Annotated in this window: 19 protein-coding genes and 1 pseudogene; 15 read left to right on the top strand and 5 right to left on the bottom strand. The window is 42.1% G+C overall.

The window, feature by feature from the left end:
• The first annotated feature begins 139 nt into the window (after positions 1-139).
• The 8 genes from DW904_RS16720 (at position 140) to DW904_RS16685 (ending at position 11,128) form a co-directional block, all read left to right on the top strand.
• Entirely contained in the window at positions 140-397 is a 258-nt protein-coding gene (locus DW904_RS16720) for a type II toxin-antitoxin system HicA family toxin (RefSeq protein ID WP_055054195.1), read from the top strand.
• Positions 381-743 carry a type II toxin-antitoxin system HicB family antitoxin gene (locus DW904_RS16715; protein WP_117449528.1) on the top strand — a complete coding sequence of 121 codons (363 nt, stop codon included), beginning with the start codon at positions 381-383 and terminating at the stop codon, positions 741-743. Before DW904_RS16720 ends, DW904_RS16715 begins: the two co-directional genes overlap by 17 nt.
• A 393-nt stretch (positions 744-1,136) precedes the next feature.
• Positions 1,137-2,621, top strand: coding sequence for a TIGR02677 family protein (locus DW904_RS16710; protein WP_118582900.1), 1,485 nt, complete (start codon positions 1,137-1,139; stop codon positions 2,619-2,621).
• Entirely contained in the window at positions 2,621-3,763 is a 1,143-nt protein-coding gene (locus tag DW904_RS16705; RefSeq protein ID WP_118582897.1) for a TIGR02678 family protein, read from the top strand. The genes DW904_RS16710 and DW904_RS16705 overlap by 1 nt, the downstream gene beginning before the upstream one ends.
• Positions 3,753-7,868 carry a TIGR02680 family protein gene (locus DW904_RS16700; protein ID WP_243110458.1) on the top strand — a complete coding sequence of 1,372 codons (4,116 nt, stop codon included), beginning with the start codon at positions 3,753-3,755 and terminating at the stop codon, positions 7,866-7,868. The genes DW904_RS16705 and DW904_RS16700 overlap by 11 nt, the downstream gene beginning before the upstream one ends.
• Entirely contained in the window at positions 7,846-8,823 is a 978-nt protein-coding gene (locus DW904_RS16695; protein WP_118582891.1) for a TIGR02679 domain-containing protein, read from the top strand. The genes DW904_RS16700 and DW904_RS16695 overlap by 23 nt, the downstream gene beginning before the upstream one ends.
• Positions 8,745-9,143, top strand: coding sequence for a DUF2399 domain-containing protein (locus DW904_RS16690; protein ID WP_243110457.1), 399 nt, complete (start codon positions 8,745-8,747; stop codon positions 9,141-9,143). The genes DW904_RS16695 and DW904_RS16690 overlap by 79 nt, the downstream gene beginning before the upstream one ends.
• Positions 9,144-9,181: 38 nt before the next feature.
• Entirely contained in the window at positions 9,182-11,128 is a 1,947-nt protein-coding gene (locus tag DW904_RS16685; RefSeq protein ID WP_118582885.1) for a bifunctional UDP-sugar hydrolase/5'-nucleotidase, read from the top strand.
• A gap of 106 nt (positions 11,129-11,234) precedes the next feature.
• On the opposite strand, the gene DW904_RS25850 is transcribed toward DW904_RS16685, so the two are convergent.
• On the bottom strand, positions 11,235-11,426 hold the full coding sequence (locus tag DW904_RS25850; protein WP_347562181.1) for a hypothetical protein: 192 nt from the start codon (positions 11,424-11,426) through the stop codon (positions 11,235-11,237).
• Between the two features lie 539 nt (positions 11,427-11,965).
• On the opposite strand from DW904_RS25850, the gene DW904_RS16675 reads away from it, so the two are divergent.
• A complete protein-coding gene (locus DW904_RS16675) occupies positions 11,966-13,003 on the top strand; it encodes a DUF3878 family protein (RefSeq protein ID WP_118582882.1) in 1,038 nt (345 codons plus the stop codon).
• Positions 13,004-13,011: 8 nt separating this feature from the next.
• Here DW904_RS16675 and DW904_RS16670 read toward each other — a convergent pair whose 3' ends face one another.
• Positions 13,012-13,443 carry a threonine/serine exporter family protein gene (locus DW904_RS16670; RefSeq protein ID WP_118582930.1) on the bottom strand — a complete coding sequence of 144 codons (432 nt, stop codon included), beginning with the start codon at positions 13,441-13,443 and terminating at the stop codon, positions 13,012-13,014.
• An 85-nt stretch (positions 13,444-13,528) separates the two neighbouring features.
• A complete protein-coding gene (locus tag DW904_RS16665) occupies positions 13,529-14,212 on the bottom strand; it encodes a threonine/serine exporter family protein (protein ID WP_243110456.1) in 684 nt (227 codons plus the stop codon).
• Positions 14,213-14,428: 216 nt separating this feature from the next.
• Between DW904_RS16665 and DW904_RS16660 the strand changes: the two genes are divergently transcribed.
• The 6 genes and pseudogenes from DW904_RS16660 (at position 14,429) to DW904_RS16635 (ending at position 20,143) form a co-directional block, all read left to right on the top strand.
• Complete coding sequence (locus DW904_RS16660) at positions 14,429-15,943, top strand: C69 family dipeptidase (RefSeq protein ID WP_347562180.1); 1,515 nt, start codon at positions 14,429-14,431, stop codon at positions 15,941-15,943.
• A gap of 119 nt (positions 15,944-16,062) precedes the next feature.
• Positions 16,063-16,416, top strand: a complete 354-nt coding sequence (locus tag DW904_RS16655; RefSeq protein WP_118582879.1) for an Hpt domain-containing protein — start codon at positions 16,063-16,065, stop codon at positions 16,414-16,416.
• 148 nt (positions 16,417-16,564) lie between these two features.
• Positions 16,565-16,690: pseudogene (locus tag DW904_RS16650) on the top strand (AzlD domain-containing protein); the annotation flags it as partial.
• A 242-nt stretch (positions 16,691-16,932) separates the two neighbouring features.
• On the top strand, positions 16,933-18,111 hold the full coding sequence (locus DW904_RS16645) for a PLP-dependent aspartate aminotransferase family protein (RefSeq protein WP_202187754.1): 1,179 nt from the start codon (positions 16,933-16,935) through the stop codon (positions 18,109-18,111).
• Positions 18,092-19,288: a MalY/PatB family protein gene (locus DW904_RS16640; protein WP_118582870.1), complete on the top strand. Its 1,197-nt coding sequence runs from the start codon at positions 18,092-18,094 to the stop codon at positions 19,286-19,288. Before DW904_RS16645 ends, DW904_RS16640 begins: the two co-directional genes overlap by 20 nt.
• A gap of 219 nt (positions 19,289-19,507) precedes the next feature.
• Positions 19,508-20,143: a DUF4317 family protein gene (locus DW904_RS16635; RefSeq protein ID WP_330382746.1), complete on the top strand. Its 636-nt coding sequence runs from the start codon at positions 19,508-19,510 to the stop codon at positions 20,141-20,143.
• A 115-nt stretch (positions 20,144-20,258) separates the two neighbouring features.
• On the opposite strand, the gene DW904_RS16630 is transcribed toward DW904_RS16635, so the two are convergent.
• The gene (locus tag DW904_RS16630) at positions 20,259-20,708 is read right to left on the bottom strand and encodes an HD domain-containing protein (RefSeq protein ID WP_118582867.1); all 450 of its coding nucleotides are present in this window, start codon (positions 20,706-20,708) and stop codon (positions 20,259-20,261) included.
• On the bottom strand, positions 20,690-21,433 hold the full coding sequence (locus tag DW904_RS16625; RefSeq protein WP_118582864.1) for a hypothetical protein: 744 nt from the start codon (positions 21,431-21,433) through the stop codon (positions 20,690-20,692). The genes DW904_RS16630 and DW904_RS16625 overlap by 19 nt, the downstream gene beginning before the upstream one ends.
• Positions 21,434-21,569: the final 136 nt, after the last annotated feature.

The raw sequence follows: 21,569 nt of genomic DNA, 5'->3' as shown, positions 1-21,569 counted from the left end.
GGAAATAAAGGTGGAGAGACTATAATTCAGGGAAAACCAATAGAAGTTGTTAGGAACGTAGAATCATCATGGAATAATATAATAAATTGATTGACACCACATATGACACCATATATAATATAGATAGGAGGTATGACAAATGTCAAAATGGGATAAACTGATAACACGTATATGCAATTTATCGAAAGACCTCCGGTTTGATGAGTTACGGAAGGTATTGGAAAGTTATGGATACGAAATGAATGCACCAAGAAGTGGAAGTAGCCATTATACTTTCAGAAAACAAGGGTGTATGCCAATTACAATACCAAAGCATGAACCAATCAAGAAAGTATATGTAGAAATGGTAAGGCAGATTGTAGAAAGCGAGGCGAAGAATGATGAAGACGCTGAATGATTATATGGCAATGTCCTATCGTATGGAAATTGTGGAAGATAAAGATGAAGGCGGATTTGTAGTTTCTTATCCGGATTTGCCTGGTTGCATTACTTGTGGTGAGACAGTGGAGAGTGCGGTAGCAAATGCACTGGATGCAAAAAAAGCATGGATTGAAGCTGCATTAGAAGATGGTGTAGAGATTCATGAACCAGACAGTCTGGAAGACTATTCTGGACAGTTTAAATTGAGAATTCCGAGAAGTCTGCACAGATCACTGGCAGAGCATTCGCAGAGAGAAGGAATCAGCATGAATCAGTATTGTGTGTACCTTCTTTCCAGAAATGATGCAGTGTTCTCAAAATAAATGTTGTCAAACTTATTTACATCATTTACAATAAGCTGGCAACAAATTGGCAACAGAAAATCAGCGAGCCAAAATAATATATGCAACTGAAATAAAATAATGGCAAAAAAGATACAAAACTTAAATAAATATGTTTAAGAATATCTTTGGACTTGCCGAGTTTGAATAAAAAAGTGAAATAAACAAAAAAGCGAAATTGGCTGTAGGATAGAATTCCTGCAGCCTTTTTTCTGTTGCAAAAAAATAGCAGCTTTTACAGATTAGGACTGGTCGACTGGACAACGTCTTGGTACAATGTAATCAGTGAAACAATCCGCAGGTATGGTAGTCGGGGACTTTTGCCCCCGACATTATATATAAGTAACCCCATGTATGAAAAGAAGGAGAGGCCTCATGCAGGTATCAGATAAATTAATCAAACCACTGACAGAAGCGAAATATTTAAATGCAGATAATGTAAGCAGATATCGCTGTATTATGCGTATTTTTTTTGAACATTACGAGAAACTGAAATACTGGCTGTACCAGGAAGAGGTTTACGAAGAAATGATAAAGGATCCTTTTTTTGCAGATTACAGACCAGAGCAGTGTCAGCAGGATCTCACAATGTTGACAGAATGGAAGAATCTGAATACGATCCAGGATACGAAAAAGGTGGCATCCATTGAAGAATTTAAGAACAAAAAGTACCGCTATCAGATGACAGAATATAGTGTAGAGATAGAACGTCTGGTGCTTAGACTTGAGAACCTGTTCATTGAAGGTGCATCCTTAGAGCCCACATTATTGGAGCGGATACGAAGAGGTATAGAACGGTTTCCGGAGATGGTGGAAAGAGATAAAAATGAAGTATATACCTGGTGGACAGATCTGAATAATGATTTTGTACGTCTGAATCAGAATTATCAGGACTATATCAGAGATCTGAACAGTGTGCGGGCAGAAGAAATGATGCATACGAAGCAGTTTCTGGTGTTTAAAGACCGGTTGATCGAATATTTGCGCAGCTTTATTAAAGGATTACAGAGAAATGTGGGTGTGATAGAAGAAAGCTTATGCCAGCAGAAGGAAGAGATGAAAAACCAGGTATTTGAAAAAGTAGTTGATTATGAATTGTCGATACCGCGAATGGATGTGGAAGTATCGAAGGAAATGATCTGGCAGAAAGTAAAGGGCCGTTATCAAAGTATCTATGACTGGTTTGTAGGAAAGGAAGGTCAGGAGAATGAAGCGGGAAAGCTTTTTGATGCAACAAATGATATTATTCGCAGGATCACAAGATATGCAGCGCAGTTAAGTGAAAAGAATGCATTAGGTGCTAACAGAAAAGAAGAATACCGCAAAGTGGCAGAATTATTTTTGAAATGCCAGGATATGGAAGAAGCCCACAAAATGTCTGCAATGGTATTTGGCATGGAGTGCCCGCAGCATATTGCCGGAGATCTGGTACGTGAAACGGATAGCATGAATATCGGAGTATACGAAGAACAACCCATGGAAATCAGTTTAAAGCCAAGGATACGTACATACAGGGAGAAATCCAGAAGAAGTGCGATCCGCGAATCAGCAGAGCAAAAGCAGGAAACAAGACGTAAAATGCTGGAAAAACAGAGAGAAGAAATGGAAAAATTGCAGGCGTTGGAAGTAAATGGAAGGATTCATTTTGGAGAATTACCGGTGCTGGAACCAAGAATCAGAGAGATCCTTTTGAAATGGCTGTCGGATGCCATGGAATCTGCGGATTTTTCTGCAAGAACGGATGATGGAAGAAGATACATATTAGACAGAAGCCGGGCAGATGAGACCTGTGTTGTGCATTGTCTGGATGGTAATTTTACTATGCCTGATCTGTCAATTGTATTTCAGGAGGAAACGTGATGAAGGAACTGGAGATCCTGTTAAATAAAAGATGGGTATTAAAATCCAGAGATAAGGAAACCTATTATAAATTAAGAGATGCCCTTGGAGAACTGCGTAAATTTACTACAGAGAAAATGGGCTGCCAGATCATTGACAATTCACTTCTGATAAAGATGGAGAAGATTCCGGTGATACCGGAAAGCTTTATGGGGATCCAGAAATTTTCCTCAAAAGAAGAATATGCCTATCTCTGTATTCTGCTGATGTTTCTGGAAGACAGAGATGCACAGGAGCAGTTTATCATATCACAGCTGACGGAATATATTACTGCAAATCTGCCTGGGGAAATCTCTGACTGGACATTGTATACGAACAGAAGAAAGCTGATCCGTGTAATGAGATTTGCAGCAGATCAGGGGCTTATTGGAGTTACAGATGGAAAAGACGAGGCATTCATGGACGATGAAGGAGGAGAAGTGCTTTATGAAAATACAGGGGCATCCAGGTATTTTATGAAGAGCTTTTCAAAAGACATTATGGAATATACGAAACCGGAAGATTTTCAGGAAAGTGACTGGTTTGAAGTGGATGAAGACCGAGGCTTTGCAAGAAGACACAGGGTTTATAAAAGACTGATTTTTGCACCTGGTATGTACAAAGAGGATGGCTCATCGGAGGATTTTGAATATCTGAAATATTACGGACGCAGATTAAGTGAAGAACTGGAGCAGATATTTGACTGTCATGTGCACATTCATAAAGGAAGTGCATATCTGCTATCCGGAGACGACTGCAGGATGGGAACGGTATTTCCCGGCAATAATTCCATATCCGATATTTTGCTTTTGTGTTTTCGTGAAATACGCAAGAAAATTGAGAAGGGTCAATGGAAAACCGGATTGGATGAAACCTGTCTTATAGATGGGATTGAATTTGAAAATATGATAAAAGAAATGAAACAGGAATATGGAAGTGGATTTTCGAAAAATTATCGCGAGATGCCGGAAGGGGAATTTGTAAAAAGTGTGTTGGATGAGATGGAGTTGTGGATGTTTATAAGAAAAGAAGAGGCCGCTCATCAGATAAAAATATGTCCGCTCACCGGAAAAATACAGGGAAGTTATCCGGAGGATTATATGGGAGGAAGAAATGATGAATAGCAGATGGCAGGCAAATAAAATCGGGCTGATTAATTTCTGGTATTATGACGAACAGGAATTCCCATTTGTGAAGGGAAGAATGCTCCTTCGAGGTTCAAACGGATCGGGAAAATCAGTAACCATGCAGAGTGTGGTGCCCCTTCTTCTGGATGGAAATATGAGTCCGGAACGACTGGATCCCTTCGGTTCCAGGGATCGTAAGATGAGCAGTTATCTTCTGGAAGAAGATGACGGACGTGAAGAACGCATTGGCTATTTGTATCTGGAACTTAAAAGACAAAACAGTGACACATATTTAACAATTGGAATGGGTATCCGCGCAAGAAGAGGAAAGAATCTGGACAAATGGTATTTTAGCCTGACCGATGGAAGACGTATCGGTAAGGATTTCTTTTTATACAAGGATTCAGGAGAAAAGGTTACACTTTCCAAAAAAGAACTGGAAAACAGAATTGGGAATGGCGGCCGCGTTATTGACAGACAGGTTGATTATATGGAATATGTGAACCGCCAGATTTTCGGATTTGAGACAACAGAAGAATATAAGGAAATGATAGATCTTTTGATTCAGCTGCGTACACCGAAGCTTTCCAAGGATTTTAAGCCATCTGTAATCAATGATATTTTAAGTGATTCCCTTCAGCCCCTGTCTGATGATGACCTGCGTCCTATGTCGGAAGCCATTGAAAATATGGATACCATGACCATGAATCTGAAAAACAGGAAAGAAGCCAGACAGGCAGCAGAAAAGATTCAGGCAGTATTTTCAAAATATAATCAGAAATTATTATATGAAAAAGCAGAACGCTGCGAACAGGCTGGGCTAAAATTGGAAAATGCAAGGACACAGCAAAAAGAACAGGAGAAAAAGCTGTGTGAATGCAAAAAGAAGATTGAAGCTCTGAAAATAGAACATCAGCAGCTGGATGTGAAACGTGAGTCCATGGAGAAAGAAAAAGAATCTCTGAATAAAAGTGACGCTGTAGCATTGAAGCGAAGAGAAGCGGAGCTGATTACGGAATTAAACGGACAACAAAAAAATCTAATGGAAAAACAGAGATTCCTGGAGCAGAAACAGACTCAATATCAGGATGCACAGAATCAGATCAAAACAGAAGAAGACAGGAAATATGAGAAAGAAAAAGAACTGGAAGAGCTTATAGAAGAGATGCAGGATGAGGCTGATACCATGGCCTTTGAAGAGCATGCATTTATGAAGGAAGAGCTGGAAAAACATCCGGAAGAACCATACAAATTCAATTTACACCAGCAGCAATTTGATAACACAAAAGAAAAAATTAATGAGGGAACAGAGATACTGGCAGAGACAGATCGCCTGGAAAGACAGAAGGATGATCTGATAAAAGAAAGAGAAAGACGGATTCGTGAACTGGATACTCTTCAGAGAAAAGTGTCAGAACTGGAATCTGTATTTGTGCAGACACAGAATGAATGGAAAGAAGCATTGTATCAGTGGAACGGTGCAAACCAGGAGCTGGCATTAGAAAAAGAATTATTAAGAGAATTAAGTATATTTGCAGATGCGTATAAGGAATCTTCTGATTTTGCTGAAGTTCGTCAGAGGATTGCAGATGTATGGATCAAGAAAAATGGGGAAATCGAAGCTGAACTTTCGGTAAATGATACAGAGAGCCAGAATACAAAAAAGGAATTGGAAGAAGTAAGGGCTGATCTGGCTGAATGGGAGAATCAGAAAGAACCACAGCCGGAACGCTCAGAGGCAGTTATACGTAACCGTAAGAGACTGGATGCTCTTGGAATTCCATATCAGGAATTTTACAAGGTTATAGAATTTGGAGATAATCTGGAAGAAGAAGCCTGTAACCGTTTGGAAGAAGCTTTATTAAAGATGGGAATTCTGGATGCACTGGTAATAGATGAGCAATACAAAGAGCAGGTTCTGAAAACAGAAAAAGGATGTGAAGATCACTATCTGTTTGTCTGCAAGAACAGTCAGAAGAATCTGCAGCCAGACAGAAGTCTGTTGGATGTATTGGAACTGAATGAAGAAGTGAATGACATATTTTCCAATCAGCGTCTCACCGGAATCCTGGGAAGCATTGCATATGATAGTGAGAGCTTGTTTACCGTTGCAGAAGATGGAACCTACGGAATGGGAGTGCTTGCCGGAACTGTAACAGGAGAATATGAGGCAGGATTCCTTGGAACAAAGGCCCGTGAAAAACACAGACAGGCAAAGATAGAAGAGTGCAGACAGAGAATCACAGAGTTGGAAACTGCATTACAGCAGCTGGAGGAACTGCATAGAAAGCTGTCTGACAGAAAAGCTATTCTCAGAAAAGAATACGAGAATCTTCCGAAAGACACAGACATGAGAGAAGCCCTTCGGATGCTGCAAGCCGAGGAACGAGAGTGCGAACAGCTGAAGCGCGAGAGTGATAAATTGGAGTGTCAGATCCGTGAACTAGTGGAGATACTGAAAGAAAAGAAAAAGAAAGCACTGGAAATTGCAGAAGCATTATATCTGACCTGTTCTTATGATATATTTAAAGAAGCAAAAAAAGCAGCAGAGGAATATGGAAAGCATTTGATCAGCCTGATTGCCGCACACGAAATGTATCTTAGAAGTCTGATGTATCTGAGAGAGCGAAAAGAACATTTGGAAGATCTGGATGCAGATATGGAACAGATACGGTATGATCTGCAGGAGATTCAAAAAGAAATCAGGAGAAAGACAGAAGAACAGGCTTCCATTCAGGAACAATTGCGTCTGACTGATTACGAAGAAATTAAAGAACGGCTGGATGCATGTATTAACTGGCTGCAGGAGTATCCGGAGCAATTACGTGTATGCGTAAGCAGACAGACACATGAAGAAGACGAAGTGGGACAACTGACACTGCGCTTAGATGAAACCCGGAAGAAAATTGAAGAATATGAAAAGAAAACGAAATATTTTTCAGAATGCTATGATATGGAAAAGGCTTTGCATTATGTGGAAATACCAAAAGAGATACCGGAAGATGCCGCACATATCAGAAGTTATCTGGAATCAGATGTAAAAGCGCTGGACAAAGACAGTGTGATCCGTGATCTGAATAAAGTATACTTTGAAAACAGAGGCTTTCTTACAGACTATCATTTAATGCAGAATGAGCTGTTTACGGAAGAAGAACAAACGGAATTTCCTGCAAAGCGACTGGATATTTCAGCCAGATACCAAGGTGTAAAGATATCATTTGCCAGTCTTCTTTTGCATCTTGAAGAAGATATCACAGAGCTGGAGAATCTGATCAAAGATGGAGACCGGGAGTTGTTTGAAGACATTCTTGCCAATACGGTAAGCAGAAAAATCCGTGGAAAGATTAACAGTTCCAATACATGGGTACAGAAAATGAATTCCCTGATGAACGGTATGAATACCTCCAGCGGATTAAAGCTTAGCCTTAGATGGCGAAGTAAGACTGCAGAACAGGAAGACCAGCTGGATACGAAAGAACTGGTAGAATTACTGAAGAAAGATTATCGGCTGATGAGTGAAGATGAGGCAGCCAGATTGTCTGCCCATTTCCGTTCCAAGGTGGCAGAGGCACGAAGAAATGCGAAAGACAGTGCAGGAATGGTATCCTTCTATCAGATCATGAAGGATACGCTGGATTACCGTAAATGGTTTGAATTCCAGCTGTTTTCCCAGAAAAACGGGGAACGTCAGAAGGAGCTGACAAATAGCGTATTCGGAACCTTCAGTGGCGGAGAAAAGGCAATGTCCATGTATGTACCGCTATTTTCAGCAGTTGTGGCCAAGTATCAGGGAGGAAGGGAAGATGCACCGAGATTGATATCTCTGGACGAGGCATTTGCCGGAGTAGATAATAAGAATATTCGTGATATGTTCCGTCTGATGACAGAATTCCGGTTTGATTTTATTATTAACTCACAGGTTCTGTGGGGAGATTGTGATACGTTGGATGCATTGGCGATCTATCAGCTAATCCGTCCGGGAAATGCGAAATTTGTAACCGTTATGCCTTATTTATGGAATGGTCACAGGAAAGAATTGTTAGAACACGAGGAAGAAGTTGAACAGAGAGGAATAGAGCTTGGACAGGCAGAAGGAGTATAAATCTGAAAATAAAATGAAAGACTGTCTGGCTTATTTTCACCTGAGCCCGGTCTGGGAGAAGGTTCTGAAAGGCTTCCGGGAGAAATATATTTCTTACGGAAGGTTTGGTGGGAAAGTAATTCTGAAGAATCTGAAACCAACAGATATTGAAGAACTGGAAGGATTTTTTGGAAAATCTTTTCACAGTCAGAAAAGTGTAACGGTGTCCTCAGAAAAATTCAGACAGGCGCTGGAAACAAGCAGATATAAAGAGATAACGCCGGAATGCCTGTTGGAGAATTTTTTTGAAGAGCCACTGCTTGGAAGACAGGAGCAAAAATCCTTACGGGAACAGGAAAAAGAGCGTATATGGGAGATTTTTCAGAGAGACTATGAAGGAACTCCTGTAGAGACAGCCTTAGAATCGTTGCGAAGCATTGTGAAAGACAACGGGAGTCAGGAACTGGCCAAATGGGACAAGATGCTGCGGCTTGGAGCAGAAATCTATAACAATCTGCCATATCGCAGCACAAAGATGTACCTTGCCGTATTTGCAGCTATGCGGACAGGCAATCCACATGCGTTTGATATTGGAACAGCAGATGGGAATTTTTTATATCAGATCATACAGATGGATTTGGAAATACGAAGAATTACAGTAGAGACATCTGCAATATTTCCTGCGTATAAGCGTCAGAAAAGTTATCTGCTGGCAGGAATCATGCTGGACGATGTTTCCAATTATACCATGCTGTATCAGGTGCAGGCTGTGAAAAAGATGGAAATTATCATAAAGGTATGGCAGGTTTTGCGAAAGAACAGCATATTGTACAGGTTCCTCTTGCAGTGCTTACAGAATGGGATGCACTCTATTGTCCCCAAAATGAAATATATATTGTGGAAAATCCTTCGGTTTTTGCCATGCTTTGTGGAAAAGAAGAAACAGATCATAAGGAAAAAGCATATATGTGCATGAACGGTCAGCCAAGACTGGCAGGTTTGATGGCATTGGATTTACTTGCAAAATCCGAAACACGGATTTATTATGCAGGAGATCTGGATCCGGAAGGTGTGTTGATCGCACAGAAACTGTCACAGTATTATAAGGGCGAATTTTATTACTGGCATATGGAAGCCGCGGATTACGAAAGATGCAGGTCCAAAGAGGTCATATCACCTAAGCGGCTGAAAATACTGGAACGGATAACGGATGAAAGGTTAAAGCCGGTGGCAGCGCTGATTAGAAAATTCAGGACAGCCGGATATCAGGAGACGCTGGCAGAAGAAATGCTGTAGAAATCAGAAGAAAATTTTTTGAACGAAAAGGAGAAATTATGAAGCCACGGAGACGAATTTTGTCAATTGTATTAACAATTGCAATACTGCTTCTGCTTGTACTGGATATTCCTGTGACAGCAGCTGGGACGAAAAAGGTAGACGTTTTGTTTACCCATGATACTCATTCCCATTTGGACAGCTTTTCAACAATTGTAGATGGACAGCAAAAAGAAGTTGGCGGTTTTGCGAAAATAAAAACCCTGATGGATGAAAAGAAGAAAGACAATCCAGATACCCTGGTATTGGATGGCGGAGATTTTTCCATGGGTACATTGATCCAGACTGTATATGATACGGAGGCAGCGGAGCTTCGAATGCTGGGATATCTGGGGTATGATGTGACTACTTTTGGAAATCACGAATACGACTACCGGTCAAAGGGACTGGCAAATATGCTGAAAGCAGCCATAAATTCCGGTGAGACAGTGCCGGAGATCGTAGTGTGCAATGTGGATTGGGACGCTATGGAGAAAGATGGCTTAAAAGATGGGCAGAAGCAGATCAAAGAAGCGTTTGAAGCGTACGGCGTGAAAGATTATGTTGTGGTTCAAAAGGGTGATACTAGAATTGCTGTGGTTGGTGTATTTGGAAAAGATGCCCTGGAATGTGCGCCTACATGTGAACTTCTGTTTAAAGATCCGGTAGAAGCAGTAAAGCAGACGGTAGCTGAGATTAAGAAAAACGAGAATGTGGATATGATCGCATGTGTGTCTCACGGCGGAACCTGGGAGGACGAGGATAAGTCAGAGGATGAAATCCTTGCAAAAAAGGTGCCGGATCTGGATCTGATCATCAGTGGACATTCCCATACAGAGCTGAATGAAGCCATTAAGCATGGGAATACATATATTGTATCCTGCGGTGAGTATGGGAGAAATCTTGGATCACTTTCAATGACACAGAAGGAGGACGGGCGTTGGGAAATGACTTCCTATGAGCTGATTCCTGTGTCTGATGAGATCAAGCCGGATCAGGAAACACAGAAACGGATTGATGAATTAATGGATACAGTAGACACCAATTATCTTGCAGATTTTGGGTACACCAGGGATGAAGTTCTGGCTCAGAACGATATTGAATTTAACAGTCTGGAAGAGATGGGAACAAAGCATGAAGAACTGAATCTTGGCGATATTATGTCTGATGCGTATGTATATGCTGTGGAAAATTCAGAGTATTACGATGGGAATCCGGTAGATGTAGCGGTTGTGCCAAGCGGAACGGTCCGTGACACATATACAAAAGGCAATATTACAGTAGAGGATGTTTACAATTCTTTTTCTCTGGGAATTGGAAAAGACGGTGTGGCAGGATATCCTCTTATCAATGCATATCTGACAGGAAAAGAATTGAAGCTGGCAGCAGAAGTAGACGCTTCTGTTTCAGATTTTATGACAACTGCAAGATTGTATTGCAGCGGACTGAATTTTACATATAATCCTCATCGAATGATTCTGAATAAGGTGACGGACTGTTATCTGACCAGAGAAGATGGAGAAAGAATTGAAATTCAGGATGATAAACTGTACCATGTTGTGACTGACTTGTATACAGGACAAATGCTTGGCTCTGTAATGAAAATGTCCTATGGTCTGTTGTCTCTTGAACCAAAGGATAAGAACGGAAATCCAATTGAAAATCTGGAAGATCAGGCAATCATGGAAGATGGCAGGGAATTGAAAGCGTGGGATGCTATTGCAAGATACATGCAGTCTTTTGAAGATACAGACGGGGATGGAATTGCTAATGTACCGGAATATTATGCAGTCACTCATAACCGTAAGGTTGTAGATGACAGCACAAATATTATTGATCTGGTGAAAAATCCCAATAGATTCTCAGTAATGATCGTGCTGATCTGCCTGCTCTTCCTTGTAATTATTATTCTTATTGTAGTCCTGATCCGAAAACTGGTCCGCAAGGCAAAAAAGAAAAGTATGTGATACTATCACAGAAATGGGGGGGAATAAAATCTGATATAATACTATAAACACCATAAAGTTACAAAAGGGGCTGTCAGGAAATAGACAGCCCCTTTTACGTTCAGAATCAATCTTCTTCCATCCATACCTTCATGGTTTTCAGAAGCTTTTGTTTCTCTGGAATACTCATTTTATGTACCTGCTCGGAAAGCTCGCGGTCCAGGGCAGTTTCACGGTATTCAGAATCAATTCTGCCAATCAGGGAATCCAGGGAGATGTTCAGCAGCCTTGCATAATAAATAAGGATACGCAGGGACATTGCAGTACGGTTATTCTCCACGTTGCTGATGTAGCCAGGAGTTACATTCAGAGCTTTGGCAACTTCCGCCTGGGTAGCTTCATTTTGATTCGCAGTTCTTTCATTCGGGATCCTAAGTTTTCGTAATCAATCTGATTCATATTCGTTCTCCAATCTTTTTAACAGGTGCCGAACTGGCTTACCTGTGATTTTACACGCATTTAAGCTGCTTTCCAATTTGAACAAAATCTTCTGCAAATTCTGACGCACATCTTGCAGAAAACCCTTTTCAAACAGTTTCTTCAAACATGCTCTGGCAATCTATGGAACGGTTTCACCGCTTCCTGATTGCCTGCGGGTTCTTATATTATGGAACGACAGCTTCTTTATCCATAATATAAAGTATATAGAAAATATATGAAAAATGTAAGCTGTAAATTGTATGCTATTTATTTTATAGCTATATATCTGTTGTCGTTATTTTGACATTTCTGTCAGATACCCATATAATAAAAAGTGAAATTGGAAACAGGAATCGAACAGTTTGAGGTAATCACAAGATGCAGGATACATTTGAAATGCTGGAGGAGCTTTTGGAACAGGAGCAATTTGAATTGCTGTTTCCGAAAGAAAACGGAGCACAGGCTGAATGGGAATGTTATGAGACATATGAAAATAATGAGAGAAAACAGGGCGAAAAAGACAGCCTTGCCAGAGTGGGAAAAGAGAAAATTCCAGGTGATATCCGCCTTGTTTATTTGATGAATGATGCCGTAGAAAGCTTTCTCATTTTCCGGGATGCCAGACTTACAGGCTCTTATCTGGAGAATTATGAAGGCCCTCTGAAATCATCCTTAAGTCAGGAAGGGGATGAATATATACTGGTAGTATGGCAGGGGGAGAACGTAGTCACTCTGTTTTTCAGAATGCTGGATCTGGAGGTTTATCTTTATAACTATGGGGAGATCGGTCATTTCTGGGTGCCTGGATATGAATATCTGCGTCAGCTGGAATATCGGATCGCCATTGCAAGAGATAAGCTGGAATATCTGGGAGAAGAGTTTTGTACAGAAGAAGAAAGGGCACTTGTGCAGCTGGCGGACTTTCCACCGTTGAATTATTGCTGTTATCCGGCAGTGCCGAAACAGTATATTGTGCCAAAGGAAGACCCCTGGAAGCCGTCTGCAGCAGCATTTCAGGTAATGGAAGGGCTGGCAGAAGAAGCCCGGGATTTTTCGCTGCTTCGGTTGTTGCATGTTTATAAGAAATTTCCAGCTCCATTTATCGCCAGGATTTTTGCCAGGGCATTACACAAGAATAAGCATAGTGTAGTGATTGATCTTCTTACCGGAAAAATAAAAAGCGCAGCGGCGGCTTATCCTGACCGGAATTTTGGAAATGAGGCTGATCAGCAGTTAAAAAGCCTGCTGTCAAAAGCGGGAAAACTGCAGGAAAAACTGACCCGGGACGGAATCCATGCGGAGGTATTAAGAGAAGAGCCTTTTACAACCGCCAGGGACAGCCTGGATTTTCAGGTTTTTCTCATGGTTTGGAAAAAGGGCTGGCGGAATCGCAAGGTGGAAATCCGGAAACTGTGAATAAGAAATTATCGTGCTTTAACACTTCTCAGAAAATAACAGATCGCCCACGCAATACTCATCCCCGCGGCGATTCCAAATGCAAAGAGAAAGGTGTCCCTCTCATATTTAAGTGCCTGCATGGGATTTCCCTCTACAATACTGCTCATGCAGTAATAAAGGGTACTTCCGGGAATTAATGGAATCACGGAAGTAACGAAAAAAGAAGTGGAAGTTTCCTTGCAGATTCTTGCCAGGATTTCCGCATACACATCTGCAATAAAACCAGCCAGCAGTGCCGGAAGAAAAACACTTCCCCACAGACTCTTCCCAAAGAGAAAGACTAGCCAGCTAAGAAAACCACCGGCAGCAGCCAGAGGCAGATATTTGGTTTTCATGTGAAAAAGAAGACCAAAAGCCACAGATCCGATAGCTCCGGTAATCAGCTGTATAACCGTCATTGTGATCAAAGTCCAAACCTCCCAAAAAGAATAATTGCGCCCATAAAACCAAGTGCCAGTGCTGCTGCAAGAAGTAACGCGGCGATCAGCCTGATAATACCCGAAAGGTATCACCAATGAGTACATCGCGGATTGCATTAGTTGACATAAGTCCTGGAATCAGAAGCATAATATCACCAATCATGATCTTATCCATGTGAAGGAAAGGACAGAGCAAAGTAAATCCGCAAATGGCGCAGCCAGTGAGAAAAGATGCTGCAAACTGGAAAGTAACCTCGTTCATACATACTGGTCTTAGATATTTTTGTATGCTCCATATCAGGATTGCAGCAACGCCGGCAGTAATGGCATCCGGAATGGTGCCGCCGTAGAAAAGGGCAAAACTGCTGGCTGCAAGAACGCTTCCAAGCAGTTTCCAAAGAGGCTTAGGTCTGTTTGCATTGATCTTCTCAAATTCATTTCGCAGCTCCGCAGCAGAAACCGGATGGCTGCAGAAGCGACGGCTCAGGTCATTGAGCTGCTCCAGCTTGGTGAAATCATTCCCCCCACATTCATGAATGCGCCGTGTCTGCGTCCGTGCGCCATCTCCGGGAAATTCCATAGTAATAACAATGCTGGACGTGATGACAAAAACATTCATATGGGTAGCACCACAGGCATAGCCCATCCGGTTCAGGGTGTCCTCCACCCGGAAAATTTCTGCGCCGCTGTTTAACAGTGCGTCGCCCATATCAAGAAAAACATGCAAATAATCTTTAGATGTCTGCATAAGGAATGCTCCTTTAAGTTATAGAAAAGCCCTGATGGGCAGGATTCTTTCGCGTATCATTTTGCTACGGGAATAAGATAAGTATAAAGCTTAATGGCAGGCAATACAACCGTTAAATAATTGATTTCCGGAATCTTGTATTCCATAAAATGCCCGATTGTGCTAACATAGAGCATAGTAGATTACGAAATATTTTCAGGAGGAAATTTAAATGGGTTGTACTACAATTTTAGTTGGAAAAAGGCATCTTATGATGGTTCTACCATGATCGCAAGAAATGACGATTCCGGTTCCGGTCATTATATGCCAAAAAAATTTGTGGTGGTTCATCCAGAGGAACAGCCGCGGAAATATAAATCTGTGATTTCTCATGTGGAAATTGATCTTCCAGATGATCCAATGGGCTATACATCTGTGCCAAATGCAGTAGACGGCGAAGGAATCTGGGCAGCTAGCGGTGTAAATGAGGCAAATGTGGGAATGACTGCTACAGAAACGATTACCTCCAATCCCCGGGTACTTGGCGCGGATCCTCTGGTAACCTATCAGCCTGCAAAGGACGGTAAGGAGGAAGCAGCCGGTGGAATCGGAGAGGAAGATATTGTATCCATTGTTCTTCCATACATCCATAGCGCCCGCGAAGGGGTAATCCGCCTTGGAAGCATTCTGGAGAAATACGGAACCTATGAGATGAATGGAATTGCTTTCCAGGATCAAAACGAAATCTGGTGGCTGGAAACCATCGGCGGCCATCACTGGATGGCAAGAAAGGTTCCGGATGAGGCATATGTAGTAATGCCAAATCAGCTTGGAATTGATAAATTTGACTTGGAAAAGGCATTGCGGGATCAGGAAAAATACCGGTGCCCATGTGAGGAATATGCGGATCTGGAATACATGTGTTCCGCTGACCTGAAAGAATTTATCAGCAAAAATCACCTGGATCTTTCCATGGATGGTGTACTGAATCCAAGAGATGCGTTCGGAAGCCATGACGATTCCGACCATGTTTATAATACTCCTCGTGCATGGTATATGCTGAGAAACCTGAATCCGAAGACAAAAATCTGGGATGGCGTAAATGCAGAATTTACTCCATATTCTGATGATCTGCCATGGTGCATGATTCCGGAAAAAAAGATTACTGTAGAGGATGTGAAATATGTATTGTCCTCCCATTATCAGGGAACCTCTTATGATCCATATGCTTCCTATGGAGAAAAAGAACAGCGCGGAGCATTCCGTTCTATCGGTGTGAACCGTACAGATTTCCTGTCTCTGATCCAGATGAGACCAGGCATGGAAAAGGACTGCAATATTCTGGAATGGGTTGCGTTTGCATCCAATGCATTTAATGTGCTGGTGCCGTTTTATGCCACAATTGATACCACTCCGGACTATTTTTCCAGCACCACCAGGGAAGTAACCACTGACAGTTTCTACTGGGTAAGCCGCATGATCGGTGCCATGGCAGATGCTTCTTATAAGAGTTCCATTTTCCATATTGAACGTTATCAGGAGCGTGTAATGTCAAAAGGCCACCAGCTGATTGGCAAGTATGACGCTCTTTTGGAAAAAGAGTCTGACGCAGTGAAGAGAATGTCCCTTCGCCATCAGGCTAACCAGGAAATTGCGGATATGGTGAAAAAAGAGGCTTCTGACACACTGAATAAAGTGCTTTATGAGCTGAGTAATCAGATGAAGAATGCGTATTCCAGGTCTGATGCGTAATGTCAGAGCCTTTTTCAAACACGCTCTAGAAACCTGTGGACAAATTTCTTTCAATTTAATATAATAAAGTGCAGAAAGCAGTTACATAGGGAACCGGAATGAAAATTAAGGAGGCTGGAATGACAATAAAAGAATGTTATGAGAAAGTTGGCTCAGATTACGATGGAGTTCTGAAAAGACTGGGAAGCGAAGCGCTTGTGAAAAGATTTGCGGTGAAATTTCTTAATGATCCAAGTTTTCGGGAGCTGACAGATGGTCTTGCCGCACAGGATGGAGAGAAAGCATTCCGTGCAGCCCATACCCTGAAGGGTGTGTGCCTGAACCTTGGATTTACAGAATTGTATAAGGTCAGTGCAGAGCTTACGGAGGTATTAAGAGGAAGAGAAACCGCAGGAAGTGATGAGCTTTACGCGCAGGTGAAAGAGCAGTACACGACCTTGACAGATGCTATCAGGGAACTGGCTGGTAATTAATGCCTGCTCCTATTCAGCAGATACCATCCCAGGAGATATTTTGTGAACTTCGTTTACAGAAAACCCAAGAAGTACGGCGCGAAAACATGGGAAACATGATTTCTGTGCATCGCGAAGAGTGTAACTATGAAGGAACGGAAGCGGAACTTATGGGCTGCCAGAAGCCATTGCGATTTTGTTTATTGTATTTTTGCATAAGTGGAAAAAGAATACACTGCTTAGTATTGGCGGTGGAACGATTTTGTATATGCTGCTGGTGCAGAGGGTGTTTTAGAGTGTGTTTGAAAAAGTATTCCCACAAATTATGACGCACATCTTGCAGAAAGCCTTTTTCAAACGCACTCAAAATTGGCAATACACCAAATCTAACGTATCTAATCAGATATAGCAATATTCTATAACGAACTCAAGGTAAAATGAATTATACAAAATCCTCTTATCTTGCTATGATATGTTCAGACAAAAAAGAGAGAAAACATTTCTCTGAACGCGATCATACGAATCTGGAGGAAAATCATGGCAAGAGGAATCAATACAAAGTGTTTACATTTGGAAGAAGAGGAAGGCTGTTGTAACAATTATGGCTCTATCAGCTTTCCGATTTATCAGACAGCAACATATGAGCATCCGGCAGTAGGTCAGAGCACAGGCTTTGATTACAGCAGACTGCAGAACCCAACCAGAGAGCATCTGGAAAAAATTGTAGCAACCTTGGAAAACGGAATTGACGCACTGGCTTTTTCCACTGGAATGGCAGCAATCACTCTGGTAATGGAGCTGTTTAAACCAGGAGACCATCTGATCATAGATGCAGACCTGTACGGCGGAAGCATCCGGCTTTTTGACAATGTTTCTTCGAAAAACGGAATCCATTTTTCCAGAATCGACTGTTGGAAAGAAAATGTGAAAAGTTATGTAAATGAAAACACAAAAGCAATTTATATTGAAACTCCAACCAACCCCATGATGAATGTCACTGATATTGCGGCACTTGCAGAAATTGCAAAAAGACATAATCTCCTTCTCATAGTAGACAATACATTTTTATCTCCATATTTCCAGAATCCACTGGAACTGGGAGCGGACATTGTAGTGCACAGCGGAACCAAATTTCTGGGCGGACATAATGATACCCTGGCAGGATTTCTGGTAACCAACAGAGAGGATATCAGTGAAAAGCTTCGTTTTCTTATTAAAACCACAGGCTCCGGCCTGGCTCCTTTTGACAGCTGGCTGATCCTCCGCGGTATCAAAACTCTTGGAATCCGCATGGAGCAGGCACAGAAAAATGCTTTCAAAATTGCAGAATGGCTGAAAACAAAGAGCGCAGTGATCAGAGTAATCTATCCGGGATTACCAGATCACCCGGGATATGAGATTATGAAAAAGCAGGCCAGAGGATTTGGCTCTATGCTTACATTCCAGCTGGAAAGCAGGGAATTTGCCCTTTCTGTTCTGGAAAAAGTGCGGATGATCAAGTTTGCAGAAAGTCTTGGCGGCGTGGAGACGTTGATCACATATCCAACTACCCAGACTCATGCGGATGTGCCGAAGGAGATACGGGAACGCAACGGAATTACAGAGGCAACCCTTCGCCTCTCTGTTGGAATCGAGGATACACAGGATCTTCTTGATGAATTTGAAAAAGTATTTGCAGAAACAGAGGAAGAATTACATGGCGGAAAGAAATCTTGATTTTGATAAAGTGATTAACAGAAAAAATACCAGATGTCTGAAATATGATTTTGCCGTAAAAAGGGGAAAACCGGCAGATGTGCTGCCTCTTTGGGTCGCAGACATGGATTTTGAGACCTCTTCTTATATTGAGGATGCGCTGGTAGAGCGTTCAAAAGAGGGAATTTTCGGATACAGTGAGGTTCAGACTCCTTATTTTGAAATCATTGCAAGCTGGATGAAGCTTCACCACAACTGGGAGATACAGGAGGACTGGCTGATCAAAACACCAGGAGTTGTTTTTGCCCTGGCGATGGCGGTAAAAGCATACACGCAGCCGGGAGACAGTGTGCTGATCCAGCTTCCCGTTTATTATCCTTTTTCAGAAGTTATTCAGGACAATGGCAGAAAAGTGGTGAGCAGCAACCTTTATCAGGGAGAAGACAACCGCTATCACATCGATTTTCAGGATTTTGAAAAGAAAATCGTGGAGGAAAATGTAAAACTGTTTTTCCTGTGCAATCCTCACAATCCGGTGGGAAGAGTGTGGAGCGCAGAAGAATTGGAAAAATTAGGAGATATCTGCGTAAAGAATGGCGTGACCGTTGTCAGTGATGAAATCCATCAGGATTTTGTTTTTAAGGGAAAGCATCAGGTGTTTGCCGGTCTGAAAAAGGAGTTTCAGGATATTTCCATTACCTGCACTTCCCCAAGTAAAACTTTCAATCTTGCAAGTATGATGATTTCCAATATTTTTATTCCCAATCCGGAGCTTCGCCGAAAATTCCGGAAGCAGCTGGATGCAGCAGGAATCAGCCAGCTTGGGGTTCTGGGACTGGTGGCAACAGAGGCTGCTTATTCCAAGGGGGAAGAGTGGTACCAGGCAATGCATGCTTATGTGGAGGCGAACATCAACTACACAAAAGAGTATGTGGAAAAGTATCTGCCTGGGGTAAAGATGACAGATCTGGAAGGCACGTATCTGGTGTGGCTGGACTTCCGTGAGACAGGCCTGACTGTTGAGGAACTGGAGGATTTGATCCTTAATAAGGCCAGACTTTGGCTTGACAGTGGAAAGATTTTCGGAAAAGCAGGCGAAGGATTCCAGAGGATTAATGTGGCGTGTCCAAGGGCAACGCTGACAGAGGCGTTGGAGCGGATTAGAAAAGCGTGTTACTGTTCACTCCGTTCACAGTAACACGCTTCGCGATGCACAGAAATCATGCTTTGCATGATTTCGCGCCGCAACTCTCGGGTTTTCTGTGAACTTTGTTCACAAAAAACACCTCGCGGAATGCTACCAGTGAACAGTAACTAGAAAAGCACTTTAAATGGAGATATTTTTACTTTTTGTTGTGTATAGCATATAGGAATGGTAAAATAGAAAAAACATTTTGCGTATACACAGGAGAAAACCATGACCAACAAAATCGACCGTGAAGATATGCTGGCGCTGACCAGGAGGATGAATGTTGCCCGGAGTTCTTTTACAAGGATTGCGGGATGTTATGTGGATAAGGACGGGGACTTTGACGGCAGCTTTAACGTGAATTTTTTAAAGCTGTCCGCCGCAGAAAAGAAGAAAAACATTGAGCTTGCCAAGGTAGTTCCTTTTGCAGCAACAAATGTAAATCTGAAACGTTATGAATTTGCAGATGCAGACAGAAGGCCAGGAACCGTGTGGCAGCTTTTGATGGCAATCCGGGAATGTGGGCTGAAAAACGATGCTCTTATGGACAGCTTCTATGATCTTGTAATGGAGAATTATAAAAGCAGAAGACCTTATGCAGTTTATATTTTCCACGACAGATATGATATTCCGGCAAAGGCAGCAGATAAGGAGCGGCTGGGGGAATCAGAAGCTGTTTTTGAATATCTGATCTGTGTAATTTGTCCTCTTGCAGATGAATACGAGCCAGGTGAGCCGGAGTGCGGCTTTCTTTTTCCGGCATATACAGATGGAGGCGCAGACCTGAACCATGTGGCCGTGTTCCAGAAGGATGCAGACAGGCCGCATCTGGAACTGGTGAGGTCAATTTTGCGGGTGAAATAATAAAAATTTAACAGTTGCTTTTGCAAAATATAAAAAAGGTACTCTGTTATATTGGTATCAACATAATTGATATTAATATAACAGAGTACCTTTTTACATAGTCTGGAGTTGTACTTTATGGGATATTTTCGTATTCCCGTATGATCTCCTTTGCAGCTGCATACTTCGTCCGCCAGTGCTTTAGCTGCATTGGATCCGGCGTGACGGAAGAAAGCCGTGTTTCATCTGAATTATGGGCGAGATCCGCAATCTTTACCTTACGAGCCAGCGGATTTTCGCAAAGTCTGCGCACATAATCCAGATAATCATCGGAAGGAGCGTGTGTAAGCAGCTGGACTGCCTCTGTGATCTCTCTTGGGAATTCCGCTTCCAGATCAGGAAGAGTCAGGGCAGTATCTTCCAGAACGTCATGAAGCAGGGCAATGCAGGTGGTAGTTTCATCTGTCATTTGTTCTGCAAGATGAACCGGGTGAAGAATATAAGGAACCCCACTCTGGTCGTATTGTCCTTCGTGTGCTTTATATGCAATTTTTATGGCTTTTATGGTTAAGGGAGTATAGACCATAGTTTATTCTGCAGGCGCAGCTCCGTGTCTGTATTTAATGGAGTAAAAGCTGCCAGAATTTCATCTGCTTCTGCTGTGGTATCTGTGGTGTATGATAAAATAATGGAGACAAACTTTCCTCCCTGTTTGCGGGTACAATATTTCTGAAGAATTTCATAGTCATTGACTGCCACACTTGTTTCCATAACATGGAAATCCTGCCCGGCAATCTGTATATCGGTTACGTCTGAATAAGTATAGCCCATCCCGGTAGCATACAACATCTGCTGTGCAGCCAGAAAATACTGGTCAACAGTCATATTCTCCAAAGAAGCATCCTCGACAACTAAGGAAACATTAGGAAAACCAGAGATGGAAGAAGCCATCATTTCATAAACAGTGCCGGACAAAGCATCCTCTCCAAGTTCCACCCCGGAAGCTTCCTCCAGAGTAGTCTGGCCCTGCTTCATAACAGACTGAAGCTCTTCCTCTGTATTCATGACTACTGTTTCCGGTGGTGTGAATTTCAGATTCAGCCATTCACTCTGAAAATCAGTGTCTGTGATGGTGCCTTTTTCATAAGGGGAATCAGAAGTATCTGTAGCACTCTGTGTATGTGTCTCTTGCTCATTATCTGCTGCATCAGCTGTCTGTGAGGTCTCCTCCGCCAGTACTGGGACAACAGCACCGGTGCAAAGGGAAAAAGCCAGCACAGCCGGTATTAGTAAGCTCTTTTTTCTTCGCATGAATTCGGTATCCTCCTAAGATTTATAATGTCAGAAAAGTTTGATGCGTTTGTTGAATAAAGATGGGGATGAAATATCCCACAAATTGTGATGCACATTTTGCAGAAAGCCTTTTTTAAACATGCTCTGATGTCGT

The organism is Ruminococcus sp. AM42-11 (genome assembly GCF_003480145.1).
Lineage (GTDB): Bacteria > Bacillota > Clostridia > Lachnospirales > Lachnospiraceae > Blautia_A > Blautia_A faecis.
The sequence above is the reverse complement of the archived record's forward strand: the minus strand, read 5'-3'. Positions and strand labels throughout refer to the sequence as shown.